The sequence below is a fragment of the Modestobacter sp. SYSU DS0904 genome, from assembly GCF_054051115.1.
The window spans coordinates 1-14,782 of sequence record NZ_JBJHAQ010000016.1 but is presented as its reverse complement, the minus strand read 5'-3'; the positions used below and the strand labels follow the sequence as shown (position 1 = coordinate 14,782).

Here is a 14,782-nt window from a genome sequence, read left to right as displayed (position 1 = left end):
CCGAGCGACGAAACGGCTCAGCGGAGCCGGGGACGGCTCTTGATCGCGGTGCGGCCCGTCAGGGTCGCGGTGTGCGCAGCACGCGCAGCGCCCACACCGAGCGGCCGGGCAGCTGCACCGGGCCCGGGGCCACCGCGGTCGGCCGCGGGGGCTGGCCGGTCGGGTACTCGGTCGCCAGCAGCAGCTCGTAGCCGTCGCTCCACGGGGCGCCCGGCAGGACGACGTCGACCGCGTCGGCGCCGGCGTGCAGCCAGATCAACCACGAGTCGTCGACCACCGGGCGGCCGCGCTGGTCGCGGTGCCGCAGGCCCCGGCCGTCGAGGTACATGCCCACCGTCTGCAGCCCGGTGTCGAACCAGTCGCCGCTGGTCAGCTGGGTGCCGGCGGGGGAGAACCAGGCCAGGTCCCGGGTGCCGCCGGTGCCGGCCACCTCGGCGCCCTCGAAGAACGCCTCCTGGCGCAGCGCCGGGTGCGCCCGCCGCAGGCCGACCGCGTGCGCGACGAACGACCACAGGTCGGCGTCGATCGCGCCCCAGTCGATCCAGGAGATCTCGTTGTCCTGGCAGTAGGCGTTGTTGTTGCCGCGCTGGGTGCGGCCCAGCTCGTCACCGGCGGTGAGCATCGGCACGCCGGTGGACAGCAGCAGGGTGGCCAGGTGGTTGCGGATCTGCCGGCCGCGCAGCTCGGTGACCGCCGGGTCGTCGGTGGGGCCCTCCACGCCGGTGTTCCAGTTCCGGTTGTGGCTCTCGCCGTCCCGGTTCCCCTCGCCGTTGGCCTCGTTCCGCTTCGTCTCATAGGTGACCAGGTCGGCGATGGTGAAGCCGTCGTGGGCGGTGACGAAGTTGACCGAGGCGAACGGGCGGCGGCCGTCGGAGCGGTACAGGTCGGAGGAGCCGGTGAGCCGGTAGGCGAGGTCCCGGACGCCGACCCGTGCGCCGGACCACACGTCGCGCACGGTGTCGCGGTACTTGCCGTTCCACTCGGTCCACGGCGGCGGGAAGTTGCCCACCTGGTAGCCGCCCTCGCCGATGTCCCAGGGCTCGGCGATCAGCTTGACGGTGCTGACCACCGGGTCCTGGTGCACGACGTCGAAGAACGCCGACAGCCGGTCGACGTCGTGCATCGAGCGGGCCAGCGCCGAGGCGAGGTCGAAGCGGAAGCCGTCGACGTGCATCTCGGTGACCCAGTAGCGCAGCGAGTCCATCAGCAGGCCCAGCACGGCCGGACGACGGACGTCGAGGGTGTTCCCGCAGCCGGTGTAGTCGGTGTAGCGGGACAGGTCGTCACCGAGACCGAAGCCGCCGAGCCGGTAGTAGCCGGCGTTGTCGATGCCCTTGAACGACAGCGTCGGGCCGGTGTGGTCGCCCTCGGCGGTGTGGTTGTAGACGACGTCGAGGATCACCTCGATGCCCGCGGCGTGCAGGGCCTTGACCATCGCCTTGAACTCGGTGACCTGCCCGCCGCGCGAGCCCACCGAGCTGTAGGCGGCGTGCGGGGCGAAGTAGCCCAGCGTGTTGTAGCCCCAGTGGTTGGTCAGGCCGCGCCGCAGCAGGTGCGGCTCGCTGACGAAGTGGTGCACCGGCAGCAGCTCCACCGCGGTGACGCCGAGGGAGACCAGGTGCTCGACGAAGGCCGGGTGGGCCAGGCCCGCGTAGGTGCCGCGCAGCGCCGGGGGGACGTCGGGGTGCAGCTGGGTGGCGCCCTTGACGTGCACCTCGTAGATCAGGGTGTCCGACCAGGGGGTGTCCGGCCGGGTGTCGCCGTCCCACGGGAACGAGTCGTGGGTGACCACGCCGCGCGGCACGAACGGCGCGGAGTCCCGCGGGTCGGCCAGGTTCGGGTCGTGCCGGTCGTGCCCGAACAGGGCGTCGTCGAGGACCAGCTCACCGTCGACCGCCCGGGTGTAGGGGTCCAGCAGCAGCTTGGCGGGGTTGTACCGGGCGCCGGACGCCGGGTCGTGCGGCCCGTGCACCCGGTAGCCGTAGCGCTGCCCGGGGCCGACGCCGGGCACGCGCCCGTGCCACACCTGGTGGGTGGTCTCCCGCAGCCGCTGCCGGTGCTCGGTGCCGTCGGCGTCGAACAGGCACAGGTCGACCCCCGACGCGCCCGCCGACCACAGGGCGAAGTTGGTCCCCGTGCCGTCCCAGTGCGCCCCGAGCGGGGCCGGCCTGCCCGGCCACACCTCCGCCGCACCGCCGGACCACCGTGCCCCCGTCTGACCGCTCACCCCGAGCATGGTGCCCGACACGGCCCCGGCCCGGTCGTCGCGACGCCCGGCGGGTTGGTTGGATGGTCTCCGTGGAGAGCGAGCCCGTCGTCGAGATCCGGGGTGTGGACGTCGTCCGAGGCCAGGCGCACCTGTTGCGCGCGGTCGACTGGACCGTCCGGGCCGACGAGCGCTGGGTGCTGCTGGGCCCCAACGGGGCGGGGAAGACGACGCTGCTGCAGCTGGCGGGTGCGCAGATGCACCCGACCCGCGGTGAGGTGCAGGTGCTGGGGGAGACCCTGGGCGCCGTCGACGTCTTCGAGCTGCGCCCGCGGATCGGGCTGACCAGCGCCGCCCTCGCCCAGCGGATCTCCCCGGGCGAGCGGGTCGGGGACGTGGTGGTCAGCGCCGGCTACGCGGTGGTGGGCCGGTGGCGCGAGCGCTACGACGTCCACGACCTGACCCGCGCGGCGATGCTCATGCAGCAGTGGGGCATCGCCCCGATGGCGCACCGGCCCTTCGGCACCCTCAGCGAGGGTGAGCGCAAGCGCACCCAGATCGCCCGGGCGCTGATGACCGACCCCGAGCTGCTGCTGCTCGACGAGCCGGGCGCCGGGCTGGACCTGGGCGGCCGCGAGGACCTGGTCACCCGGCTCACCGGCCTGGCCCGCGACCACTACGCCCCGGCCCAGGTGCTGGTCACCCACCACGTCGAGGAGATCCCACCCGGCTACACCCACGCGCTGCTGCTGCGCGCGGGGGAGGTGGTCGCCGCCGGCCCGATGGCCGAGGTGCTCACCGCGCCGCTGCTGTCGGAGGCCTTCGGCGTCGGGCTCGACGTCCAGCTGGACCGCGGCCGGTTCGCCGCCCGCCGCGCTGCCTGACCCCCGCGGTCACCGGTGAGCGGTTCGACACGCGCCGACACCGCGCCGCGGGTCACCGGCCGCCGCCGGGTCGGTCCCCTCGGCTGGCTGCTGGCGCTGGGGGTCGCGATCCAGCTGGCGCCGGTCGTCCTCTGGCCGGTCGTGCTCACCCAGGACGGCCCGGCGCACGTCGCCGGGGCGTGGGTGCTCCAGCAGCACGGCGACGACGACGCGCTCGGGGAGCTGCTGCGCAGGCACTACGCGGTCGACCTCACCCCGGTGCCCAACATGCTCACCACCCTGGTGCTGCGCGGGCTGCTGGCCGTGGTGCCGCCGGACGTCGCCGAGAAGGTCGTGGTGGCCGGGCTGGTGCTCCTGCTGGTGGCCGGGCTCGGGTACGCGCTCCGCGGTGTCGACCGCCGGAGCGGGTGGCTGGCGGTGGCTGCCCTGCCGCTGGCCGGCGGTGAGCTGGTCGCCTACGGGTTCTACAACTTCTGCTGGGGGGTCGCGCTGGCCCTGGTGGTCCTCGGGCTGTCGCTGCGCGCCCGGGCCGGCTGGTCGGCCGGGCGGGCGGTCGCGCTGAGCGGGGTGGCCCTGCTCACCTGGTCGGCGCACCTGATGCCGTGGCTGGTCGCGACCACCGGCGTCCTGGGGCTGGCGGCCGGGCGGTTGATCGCCGAGCGGTGGGCGGGGGAGCCCCTCGGGGCGGCCCTGCGGCGGCACCTCGTCGCGCCGGTCCTGGCGCTGGCCCCCACCGTGCTGCTCAGCGCCGGCTACGCGGCCAGCAGCGCCGGCCGGCCCGGCGGCGCGGTCGGTGAGCCGTCGTGGGAACGGCTGGGCTGGCTGCTCTCGCTCTACCGGCCGCTGGTCGTCGGCAGCCGCTGGGAGCTCGTCCCCTCGGTGGCCGTCGCGGTCCTGCTCGGGGTGCTGCTGGTGGTCGCGCTGGCGCCCCGGCGGACCGGCGCCGGCCGGGCACCGGAGGGGCTGGCCCGCGCCGACCGGCGGGTGCTCGGTGCGGGCACGGTGCTGGCCGCGGCCGCGTTCCTCCTCTCGCCGACGCGGCTGGGCACCGAGTACGGCTTCCTGCCCGACCGGCTGGCCTGGTTCCCGCCGCTGCTGCTGGTGCTCTTCTGCGCCACCCGCCCGCCGGTGCACCGGGCCGTGCGGGCCGCGGTGGCCGTGGGGTTCGTCCTGGCGGCCACCGCGCTGGTGCTGGTGCGGCTCCCCACCCAGGCGCACGACCAGCGCGTCGCCGCGGAGGTGCTCTCCGCGGCGGAGGACCTGCCGCTCGGCTCGACCTTCGCGGTGCTGTGGTTCGACCGCTACGAGGCGCAGCTGGCCCCGCTGGAGTCCGGTCCGGATCCGCTGCGGCACCTCTCCAGCAGGATCGCCGTCCGCGCCGGCGGGGTGGACGTGGGGCACTACGAGGCCGTCTTCCCCTACTTCCAGGTGCGGTTCCCCGAACCCTCGGTGCGCAGCGCTCTCGACCCGGGGCTGGACGGCCTGGAGGACGTCCCGCCGCAGGTCGACCTGGCCGCCGCGGCGGGCCGGCTGGACCACGTCCTGGTCGTCGGCTGGGACGACGCCGCCGAGCGGGTGCGCACCGATCCGGCCGCGGTGGAGGTCATGGCGGACCTGCGCGAGGGGTTCCGGAAAGTGGCCGACTCCACACCGGACGGCCTCGTCTCGGTGTGGCGCGCGGGGGACACGCCTGCCGGTTGAGCGGCGCCGGCGGCGGACCCGGATGATCGGGGGGAACAGGTCGGCCACCGCCCGCACGCGGGGTCGCTCCGCACTCTCCGACCAGGCCCCGCGACACCGCCGGGGCGGCGGACCGTCCTGGGAGGTCCCCGTGCCCACCGCTCCCGCGCCCCACCCCGAGGTCGTCGTCATCGGCGCCGGCCCGGCTGGTCTGACCGCTGCCCACGAGCTCACCCGGCGAGGTGTCCGGACGACCGTCTACGAGTCCGACACGGTCGTCGGTGGGATCAGCCGGACCGTCGAGCGGGAGGGGTGGCGGTTCGACATCGGTGGCCACCGCTTCTTCACCAAGGTCCCCGCGGTCGAGCGGTGGTGGCACGACGTGCTGCCGGACGAGGACTTCCTCTCCCGGCCGCGGATGTCCCGCATCCTCTACGACGGCAAGCTCTTCGACTACCCGCTCCGGCCGGTGAACGCGCTGGTCAACCTGGGTGTGGTGGAGGCGGTGCGCAGCGTCGCGTCCTACCTGAGGGCGCGGGTGCGCCCGCCGCGGGACCAGTCGCACTTCGAGGGGTGGGTGTCGGCGCGGTTCGGGGCACGGCTCTACCGGATCTTCTTCAAGACCTACACCGAGAAGGTGTGGGGGATGCCGGCCACCGAGATCCAGGCCGACTGGGCCGCCCAGCGGATCAAGAACCTGTCGCTGGGGACCGCGATCCGCAACGCGCTCTTCCCGCGGGCGGGGCAGACCGAGGTCACCACGCTCATCGACCGATTCCAGTACCCGAAGACCGGGCCGGGGCTGATGTGGGAGCGGGCCACCGAGCAGGTCCGGGCCGCCGGCGGCGACGTGGTCCTCGGGGCGGCCGTCACCGGGCTGCGCCGGGACGCCTCCGGCGTCGTCGCCGTCGACGTCACGACCGGTCGGCCCGGGGCCGGCACCGTCTCGGTCCACCCGGTCGACGAGGTGATCAGCTCCATGCCGCTGCCCGAGCTGGTGCTCGCGATGACCCCACCGGCGCCGGCGCCGGTGCAGACGGCGGCCCGGGCGCTGTCCCACCGGGACTTCCTCACGGTGGCGCTGGTGGTCCCCGAGGAGCACGGCTTCCCGGACAACTGGATCTACGTCCACGAGCCCGACGTCCGGGTGGGCCGGATCCAGAACTTCGGCAGCTGGTCGCCCCACCTGGTCAAGGACGGCCGCACCTGCCTGGGGCTGGAGTACTTCGTCGACGAGGGCGACGACCTGTGGGAGTCCGGCGACGACGACCTGGTGCGCCTGGCCACGGCGGAGCTGGACCGGTTGGGCCTGGTGCCCGCGGCGGCCGTGGAGCGGGGCTACGTCGTCCGGATGCCGAAGGCCTACCCGGTGTACGACGAGGGCTACGACCGGCAGGTCGAGGTGATCCGCCGGTGGCTCGCCGACGCCACGCCCAACGTGCACCCGGTCGGCCGCAACGGCATGCACCGCTACAACAACGCCGACCACTCGATGGTCACCGCGCTGCTCACGGTGGAGAACATCCTGGACGGGGCCGGCCACGACGTCTGGTCGGTCAACGTGGAGGAGGACTACCACGAGGGCGGGCAGGGTGGGGCCGACCGGGACGGGGCCGGCGGCTCCTCGACCGGCGGGACCCGCGCCGCGGGGGGCACCGGCCGCGCCGCACCGGTCCGGCCGCGGCGGGCACCCCTCGCCGCCTGACCGGCCGGGGCCGCCGGACCCCTAGGGTGCGGGGACGACCTCTCCCCCCGACGACCTCGCCCACCGACGCCCGGAGGTTCCCATGGCAGCGCCCGAGTTCGTGACCCTGCAGGTCGACGGCCCGATCGGCACGATCCGGCTGGACCGGCCGAAGATGAACGCGATCGACGAGCAGCTGCACTGGGAGGTGCGGGCCGCGGCCCTGGAGGCCGGGGAGCGCCCCGACGTGCGGGCCGTGGTGCTCTACGGCGGCGAGCGGGTGTTCGCCGCCGGGGCCGACATCAAGGCGATGTCGCAGCTGACCGGCGCGAGCATGGTCGCCTGGGGCCGCGAGCTGACCAACTCGTTCACCACGGTCGCCCGCATCCCGAAGCCGGTGATCGCCGCGATCACCGGCTACGCCCTCGGCGGCGGCTACGAGCTGGCGCTGTGCGCCGACTTCCGGATCATGGGCCGCGGCGCCAAGGTGGGGCAGCCGGAGATCCAGCTCGGGGTGATCCCGGGTGTCGGCGGCACCCAGCGGCTGGCCCGGCTGGTCGGCCCGGCCAAGGCCAAGGACCTGGTCTTCACCGGCCGGCACGTGGGCGCCGAGGAGGCGCTGGAGATGGGGCTGGCCGACGCCGTCGTCCCGGACGACGACGTGTACGCCACCGCCCTGGCGATGGCCCGCAAGTTCGCCGCCGGCCCGCCGCTGGCGCTGGCCGCGGCCAAGCGCGCGATCGACGAGGGGCTCGACGGCTCCCTCGCCGCCGGGCTGGAGCTGGAGAGCCGGCTGTTCGCCGAGCTGTTCGACACCGAGGACCAGAAGACCGGGATGCGCTCGTTCCTCGAGCACGGCCCGGGCAAGGCCACCTTCACCGGCCGGTGACCGTCCCCGTCGACCTCGACCGCTCCGACCCCACCGGCCGGGCCTGGGTCGAGCGCGCGGTGGCGCTGGTGGAGGCCGACGCGCACCGCAGCGCAGACACCCACCTGCTGGTCTTCCCGCTGCCCCCGGAGTGGGGCATCGACCTGTACCTCAAGGACGAGTCGACCCACCCCACCGGCAGCCTCAAGCACCGGCTGGCGCGATCGCTGTTCCTCTACGCGCTCTGCTCCGGACAGCTGCACGAGGGCAGCACCGTGGTGGAGGCCTCCAGCGGGTCGACCGCGGTCAGCGAGGCCTACTTCGCGCGGATGCTCGGGCTGCCCTTCGTCGCGGTCATGCCCGCGGCCACCAGCCCGGAGAAGATCGCGCTGATCGAGTTCCACGGCGGCCGGTGCCACCTGGTCGCCGACGCCGGCAGCGTCTACGACGAGGCGCGCCGGATCGCCGCGGAGACCGGCGGCCACTACCTGGACCAGTTCACCAACGCCGAGCGGGCCACCGACTGGCGGGGCAACAACAACATCGCCGAGTCGGTGTTCGACCAGCTGGCCCGGGAGCGCCACCCGGTGCCGGAGTGGGTGGTCGTCGGCGCGGGGACCGGCGGCACGAGCGCCACGATCGGCCGGTACGTGCGCTACCGCCGGCTGCCCACCCGGCTGGCCGTCGTCGACCCCGAGGGGTCGGCGTTCTTCGCCGGCTGGCGGGACGGCGACCCGGCCGCCACCGCGCGCGGGTCGCGGATCGAGGGGATCGGCCGCCCGCGGGTGGAGCCGTCGTTCGTGCCGACGATCGTCGACCGGATGGTGTGCGTGCCCGACGAGGGCTCGCTCGCGGCGATGCGGCACCTCCAGCGGGTCACCGGACGGCGGGCGGGCGGCTCGACCGGCACCAACCTGTGGGGCGCCTTCGGCCTGGTGGCGGAGATGCTGGCCGCGGGCCGCACCGGCAGCGTCGTCACGCTGCTGTGCGACGGCGGCGAGCGCTACGCCGACACCTACCACTCCGACACGTGGGTGGCCGAGCGCGGACTGGACCTCGGACCGTGCACCCGGACCCTCGAGCACTTCGCCGCGACGGGGGAGTGGCACCCTCCGACGTGACGGGGCCCACCCTCCCCGGCGTCGTTACCGGTGAGTAACCTCGATGATCGGCGCGAGGCGGGCCCCGCCCGCGCCCCGACGAAGCACCGCGGAGGTCGTCTGACGATGGACATCGTCGTTCTGGTCAAGCAGGTCCCCGACTCCGGCAGCGAGCGGAAGCTGGACCCGGCGGACAACACCGTCGCCCGGGCCACCGCCGACAACGTCATCAACGAGATGGACGAGTACGCCATCGAGGAGGCGCTGACCCTCAAGGAGGCGCACGGCGGCGAGGTGACCGTGCTGACCGTCGGCCCAGACACCGCCACCGACGCGATCCGCAAGGCGCTGTCGATGGGCGCCGACAAGGCCGTGCACGTCAGCGACCCGGGGATGCACGGCGCCTGCGCCCCGCAGACCAGCGCCGTGCTCGCCGCCGCGCTGTCCCGGCTGCAGTACGACCTGGTGCTCTGCGGTGCCGAGTCGACCGACGGCCAGGTCTCGGTCATGCCCGCGCTGCTGTCCGAGCGGCTGGGCATCCCGCAGCTGTCCGGCGCCCGCAAGCTGACCGTGGAGGGCACGACGGCCCGGGTCGAGCGGCAGACCGACGGCGGCTACTGGGCCCTGGAGGCGCAGCTGCCGGCGATCGTCTCCACCTGGGACACGATCAACGAGCCCCGGTACCCCTCGTTCAAGGGGATCATGGCGGCCAAGAAGAAGCCGGTGGAGACGCTGACCCTCGCCGATCTGGGCATCGACCCGGCGACCGTCGGCCTGGCCACCGCCACCAGCGCCGTCGTCGACTTCGCCGGCCGCCCGCCCAAGGGCGAGGGCGTGAAGGTCGCCGACGAGGGCGACGGCGCCGACAAGCTGGTCGGCTTCCTCGCCGAGCAGAAGATCGTCTGAGCCGGACCCCGAGGAAGAGGAGCAGCGGAACATGGCAGAGGTCCTGGTCCTGGCCGAGCTGAACCCGGCCGGTGGTGGTGCGCGCAAGACGACGCTCGAGGCGCTGACCGCCGCCCGCGCGCTCGGCGAGCCCTCGGCGGTGGTGCTCGGCGCCCCCGGCACCGCCGCGTCGGTGCGCGAGCAGCTGGCCGAGTACGGCGCGGCGAAGGTCTACGTCGCCGAGTCCGACGACGTCGACGACTACCTGGTCGCCCCGAAGGCCGAGGTGCTCGCCCAGCTGGTCGCGGAGAAGCAGCCGGCGGCGGTGGTGATCCCGTCGTCGTCGGAGGGCAAGGAGATCGCCGGCCGGCTGGCCATCAAGACCGGCAGTGGCTTCCTCACCGACGTCACCGAGATCGCCGCCGACGGCACCGCCACCCAGGTGGCCTTCGCCGGGGCGACGGTCGTGCACTCGAAGGTGACGGTCGGGACGCCGATCTACACCCTGCGCGGCAACTCGGTCACCGCCGAGCCCGCCCCCGCGGCCGGCACCGAGGAGGCCGTCGCGGTCTCGGTCTCCGAGCAGGCCCGGCAGACCCGCGTGGTCGAGCGGGTGGTGGAGCAGAAGAGCAGCCGCCCGGAGCTCACCGAGGCGTCGATCGTCGTCTCCGGTGGCCGCGGGGTGGCCAGCGCGGAGAACTTCGCCGTCATCGAGGGGCTCGCCGACGCCCTCGGCGGCGCCGTGGGTGCCTCGCGCGCGGCGGTCGACTCCGGCTTCTACCCGCACACCTTCCAGGTGGGGCAGACCGGCAAGACCATCTCCCCGCAGCTGTACATCGCGGTGGGCATCTCCGGGGCGATCCAGCACCGGGCCGGGATGCAGACGTCGAAGACGATCGTCGCGGTCAACAAGGACCCCGAGGCGCCGATCTTCGAGCTGGCCGACTTCGGGGTGGTCGGTGACCTGAACACCGTCGTCCCCGCGGCGACCGAGCAGATCGCCGCCCGCAAGTGAAGGACCTCGCTCTCCTCGCCCCTCGCGAGCTCGCGGCGAGCCGCTGAGCGAGGCCGCTCCAGCATGTTGCGTGCCGTCGGGCACCGACCCCGGGTCGGTGCCCGACGCGTGCGCTTCCACCAGCCGGGCGCCCGGCGACCGGGGCCGTCCAGCGGCGCCTACGCTTGCCGGTGCCATGACCTACCTGGACCAGCCATGACCTACCTGGACCACGCCGCCACCACCCCGATGGTGCCGGCGGCCGTCGAGGCGATGGCCGCGCAGCTGGGCCGGGTCGGCAACGCCTCCTCGCTGCACGCCAGCGGGCGGGAGGCCCGGCGGGTGGCCGAGCAGTCGCGCGAGCAGCTCGCCGCGGCCCTGGGCGCGCGCCCCTCGGAGGTGCTGTTTACCGCCGGTGGCACCGAGGGCGACAACCTCGCCGTCAAGGGCCTGTACTGGGCGCGGCGGGGCACCGACGACCGGCGCCGCCGGATCGTGGCCAGCCCGGCCGAGCACCACGCCGTCCTGGACAGCGTGGAGTGGCTGGAGAAGCACGACGGCGCCGAGGTCACCTGGCTGCGCGTCGAGCCCAGCGGCCGGATCACCCCCGAGGCGCTGGCCGACGCGCTCGGCGCGGGCACCGACGTGGCGCTGGTCAGCGTCATGTGGGCCAACAACGAGATCGGTGCGGTCAGCGACGTCGCCGCGCTGGCCGAGGTGGCGCACGCCGTCGGCGTCCCCCTGCACACCGACGCGGTGCAGGCCGTCGGCCAGCTGGCCGTGGACTTCACCGCCAGCGGCGTCGACGCGCTGACCATGACCGGGCACAAGCTGGGCGGGCCGATGGGCGCCGGCGCGCTGCTGCTGCGCCGCGACGCCGAGTGCACCCCCTTGCTGCACGGCGGGGGCCAGGAGCGCGACGTGCGGTCGGGCACCCTCGACGTCGCCGCGATCGTCGGGCTCGCCACCGCGACGCAGCTGGCCGTCGCAGACCGGGTCGAGCGCGGCGCGCGGATCGCCGCGCTGCGCGACCGGCTGGTGGCCGGCGTCGTCGCCCAGGTGCCCGACGCGCAGCTCAACGGGCCGCTGCTGGACGACGTCGTGGCGGGTGGGCCGGGCCGGCTGCCCGGCAACGCGCACCTGTCCTTCCCCGGCGCGGAGGGCGACGCGCTGCTGATGCTGCTCGACGCGCGCGGCATCGAGTGCTCGACCGGGTCGGCGTGCAGCGCCGGCGTCGCGCGCCCGAGCCACGTTCTGCTCGCCACCGGGGCGGACGCCGCGCGGGCCCGTAGCTCGCTGCGCTTCAGCCTCGGCCACACCTCCACCGACGGCGACGTCGACGCGGTGCTCGAGGTGGTCGCGCCGGTCGTCGAGCGGGCCCGCCGGGCCGGCACCGGGCGGCACTGACCGTGCGGGTCATCGCCGCGATGAGCGGCGGGGTGGACTCGGCGGTCGCCGCCGCGCTGGCGGTCGAGGCCGGGCACGACGTCACCGGGGTGCACCTGGCGCTGTCCCCGGACCGCCAGCAGCTGCGCAGCGGGTCGCGGGGGTGCTGCAGCGTCGAGGACGCGCACGACGCCCGGCGGGTCGCCGACGCCCTCGGCATCCCGTTCTACGTGTGGGACCTGGCCGAGCGGTTCCGTGAGGACGTCGTCGAGGACTTCGTCGCCGAGTACGCCGCCGGTCGCACGCCCAACCCCTGCCTGCGCTGCAACGAGAAGATCAAGTTCTCCGCGGTGCTCGACCGGTCGCAGGCACTGGGCTTCGACGCCGTCGTCACCGGGCACCACGCCCGGCTGGCCGACGGCGAGCTGCGCCGCTCGGTGGACGCGGCGAAGGACCAGTCCTACGTGCTGGGCGTGCTGACCGCCGGGCAGCTGGCCGGCGCCGCCTTCCCGCTGGGCGGCATGACCAAGGAGCGGGTGCGCGAGCTGGCCGCCGAGCGGGGCTACGCGGTGGCCGCCAAGCCCGACTCGCACGACATCTGCTTCATCGCCGACGGCGACACCCGCGGCTTCCTCGCCCGCCGGCTGGGGGAGCAGCCCGGGCCGGTGGTCGACGCGCTGACGGGGCAGACCGTCGGCACCCACGCCGGCGCCTACGGGTTCACCGTCGGGCAGCGGCGCGGGCTGGGGATCTCCACCGGCGACCAGCGGCCGCGCTACGTGCTGGGCATCGAGCCGGTCAGCCGCACGGTGACCGTCGGCACCGCCGAGCAGGCGGAGGTCGGCGAGGTGCGCACCGGGGCGCCGACGTGGACCGGGGCCGTTCCCACGCTGCCGCTCACCGCGGAGGTCCAGCTGCGCGCCCACGGCGCACCCGTGCCCTGCTCGGTCTCCGCGGCCGACGACGGCGGGCTGCGGATCGAGCTCGGGCGCCCCCAGCGCGGCGTCGCGCCGGGCCAGTCGGCGGTGCTCTACGAGCCGGACCCGGCCCGTGGTGACCGGGTGCTCGGCCAGGCCGCCGTCTCCCTCGCGGGGTGACCAGGCCCGTCCCCGCGCGGCGCGCGGGCCGGGTCGGCGCCCGCCGTGGTGGCGGCCGGTGGGCCAGGACGCGGGCGGGCTACGGTCGGCGGCGTGGCCTCGCCGACTGAAGAAGGACCCCGCCCTCCGGACGCCCAGGACGGTGGCGGGGACCAGGCCGCAGGGGCGGGTCCCGCGGCCTGGGGGCCTGCCTCGGGGGTCGGGTCGCTGCCGGGCACGGATCCGGTCGAGGCGATGCGGGTGGCGCTCGGGGAGCTGCCGGACTTCCCGCACCTGCCCGAGCTGCCCGGGCGCGGTGCCGGGGCGGACATGATCGGCCGCTCCGCCGGTCTGCTGGTCGACCTCGCCGTCGACCTCACCCCGGCCGGCTGGCGGCTGGTGCCGCGCCCCGGGAACGACCAGCGCCGGGCGCGGGAGATGCTCGCCCGCGACCTCGATGCCCTCCACGAGGTCGCCGACCGCTACACCGGCCCCTTCAAGGTGCAGGTGACCGGCCCCTGGACGCTGGCCGCCGGGCTGGAGCGCACCCGGGGTGACCGTGCCGTCGTCGACGCCGGGGCCCGGCGTGACCTGGCCCAGTCACTGGCCGAGGGCATCGCCGCGCACGTCGCCGAGGTGTCCGGCCGGGTGCCCGGTGCCTCGGTCGTCGTCCAGCTCGACGAGCCCTCGGTACCCGCCGTGCTGCTCGGCGGGCTGCCCACGGTCAGCGGGTTCGGCAAGCTGGCCGCGGTCGAGGCGCAGGTGGTCGAGGAGGAGCTCGCCGACGTGGTGGGCCGCATCGCGGTACCCGTGGTCGTGCACTGCTGCGCCAACCGGGCGCCGCTGGAGCTCTTCCGCGCCGCCGGTGCCGCCGCCGTCTCGTTCGACCTCGGGATGGTGCAGGACCTCGACGACATCGGCACCGCGGTCGAGGCGGGCACGCACCTGCTCGTCGGGGTCGTGCCGGGGACCGACGCGACGCTGGGAGCGCCGAAGGTGACCGCCAGCCGGGTGCAGTCGTGGTGGCGGGAGCTGGGCTTCCCGGTCGAGCACCTGCACGAGGCCGTGACCCTGACGCCGTCCTGCGGCCTGGCCGGGGCCAGCCCGGCCTACGCCCGGACGGCGATGGGTCACGTGCGCGAAGCGGCGAGGTTCCTGCTGCCCGACTGAGCCCTCAGCCGAGCGCACCGACGGCGGACACGGCGACGCCGTCGCGCGGGCAGGCCCACACCGCCTCGCCGTCCCGCAGCGTGGCGGCGAGCGGGTGCGTGGCCGGGTGCCGCGGGCAGGGCGGCCAGTTCGTCGGCCGAGAGGCCCACAGCGCCTCGATGGCCCACTCCTGCACGGTGTCGGCCACCTCGGCCACCTGCTGGTCGTACGGCTGACCGAGGCTGACGGCGACCCCCTGGCCGCTCCCGTCGGCGCTCCACAGCATCGCGCCGGCCCGGCCGGGGTCGTCCGGCCAGTCACGGGCCTCGATGCGCGGCACGGGTGCCCCGGTCGCCGACAGGTCGGCCAGCACGCGGGCCAGCGCCCGGGTCAACTGCTCGTCCACGGGTCCATGGTGGCCCGGTGGGGAACGGCTCGCCCGTCCACCGTCAAGGTCCGCGTCGCATCTGTGGACAAGCGTCTGACCTGGGGATTCGACTGGTCTGACACCTCGAGTGCCGCTAGACTTCGAACACACATTCGAATGACGGGAGGTGTCCGTGCGCGACTCTTTGACGCTGGATGCCCCTACGCCGAACGTGGTCGCCGAGTTGCCGGCGGCGGGGCTGGACGAGCTGACCGCGGCGCTGGATGCGCTGGCTGGTCCGGGGTTGCACGGATTGTCCGACCGGGCGGTGCTGGATCGGACGGCGGTGCTGGTGGCCGCCCGGAACCGGCTGGATGCCGAGCTGACCCGCACGGTGCGGCATGCGGAGAGCACGCAGGCGTGTGAGCGGGATGCGCTGAAGAGCATGCGGTCGTGGTTGATCGGGCACGTGCGGGTGGCGCCGGCCGAGGCGTCGCGGATCG

The 14,782-nt window shown here is 74.9% G+C and carries 12 protein-coding genes and 1 pseudogene; 11 read left to right on the top strand and 2 right to left on the bottom strand.

What is annotated here, in order from left to right; translation table 11 throughout:
* Nucleotides 1–58: 58 nt before the first annotated feature.
* Complete coding sequence (gene glgX, locus ACI79U_RS12100) at nt 59–2,227, bottom strand: glycogen debranching protein GlgX (RefSeq protein ID WP_457066938.1); 2,169 nt, start codon at nt 2,225–2,227, stop codon at nt 59–61.
* 62 nt (nt 2,228–2,289) lie between these two features.
* On the opposite strand from glgX, the gene ACI79U_RS12095 reads away from it, so the two are divergent.
* The 10 genes from ACI79U_RS12095 to ACI79U_RS12050 all read left to right on the top strand — a co-directional run bounded on the left by ACI79U_RS12095 (nt 2,290) and on the right by ACI79U_RS12050 (nt 13,933).
* Entirely contained in the window at nt 2,290–3,090 is an 801-nt protein-coding gene (locus ACI79U_RS12095; protein WP_457066935.1) for an ABC transporter ATP-binding protein, read from the top strand.
* A 15-nt stretch (nt 3,091–3,105) separates the two neighbouring features.
* The gene (locus ACI79U_RS12090; RefSeq protein WP_457066932.1) at nt 3,106–4,791 is read left to right on the top strand and encodes a hypothetical protein; all 1,686 of its coding nucleotides are present in this window, start codon (nt 3,106–3,108) and stop codon (nt 4,789–4,791) included.
* Between the two features lie 130 nt (nt 4,792–4,921).
* Entirely contained in the window at nt 4,922–6,475 is a 1,554-nt protein-coding gene (locus tag ACI79U_RS12085) for an NAD(P)/FAD-dependent oxidoreductase (protein WP_457066929.1), read from the top strand.
* An 82-nt stretch (nt 6,476–6,557) separates the two neighbouring features.
* The gene (locus ACI79U_RS12080; RefSeq protein ID WP_457066926.1) at nt 6,558–7,343 is read left to right on the top strand and encodes an enoyl-CoA hydratase/isomerase family protein; all 786 of its coding nucleotides are present in this window, start codon (nt 6,558–6,560) and stop codon (nt 7,341–7,343) included.
* Complete coding sequence (gene cds1 / locus ACI79U_RS12075; protein ID WP_457066923.1) at nt 7,340–8,443, top strand: L-cysteine desulfhydrase Cds1; 1,104 nt, start codon at nt 7,340–7,342, stop codon at nt 8,441–8,443. Before ACI79U_RS12080 ends, cds1 begins: the two co-directional genes overlap by 4 nt.
* A 105-nt stretch (nt 8,444–8,548) precedes the next feature.
* A complete protein-coding gene (locus ACI79U_RS12070; RefSeq protein WP_457066920.1) occupies nt 8,549–9,328 on the top strand; it encodes an electron transfer flavoprotein subunit beta/FixA family protein in 780 nt (259 codons plus the stop codon).
* A 31-nt stretch (nt 9,329–9,359) separates the two neighbouring features.
* On the top strand, nt 9,360–10,322 hold the full coding sequence (locus ACI79U_RS12065) for an electron transfer flavoprotein subunit alpha/FixB family protein (protein WP_457066917.1): 963 nt from the start codon (nt 9,360–9,362) through the stop codon (nt 10,320–10,322).
* 195 nt (nt 10,323–10,517) lie between these two features.
* Entirely contained in the window at nt 10,518–11,708 is a 1,191-nt protein-coding gene (locus tag ACI79U_RS12060; RefSeq protein WP_457066914.1) for a cysteine desulfurase family protein, read from the top strand.
* A gap of 2 nt (nt 11,709–11,710) precedes the next feature.
* Entirely contained in the window at nt 11,711–12,784 is a 1,074-nt protein-coding gene (mnmA, locus tag ACI79U_RS12055; protein ID WP_457066911.1) for a tRNA 2-thiouridine(34) synthase MnmA, read from the top strand.
* A 45-nt stretch (nt 12,785–12,829) separates the two neighbouring features.
* Nucleotides 12,830–13,933, top strand: a complete 1,104-nt coding sequence (locus tag ACI79U_RS12050) for a methionine synthase (protein ID WP_457066908.1) — start codon at nt 12,830–12,832, stop codon at nt 13,931–13,933.
* 4 nt (nt 13,934–13,937) lie between these two features.
* Here the strand turns inward: ACI79U_RS12050 and ACI79U_RS12045 are convergent, their stop codons facing one another.
* Nucleotides 13,938–14,318 (bottom strand): hypothetical protein, encoded by a 381-nt coding sequence (locus ACI79U_RS12045; protein ID WP_457066905.1) that lies wholly within the window; start codon nt 14,316–14,318, stop codon nt 13,938–13,940.
* 148 nt (nt 14,319–14,466) lie between these two features.
* On the opposite strand from ACI79U_RS12045, the pseudogene ACI79U_RS12040 reads away from it, so the two are divergent.
* Nucleotides 14,467–14,782: pseudogene (locus ACI79U_RS12040) on the top strand (hypothetical protein); the annotation flags it as partial.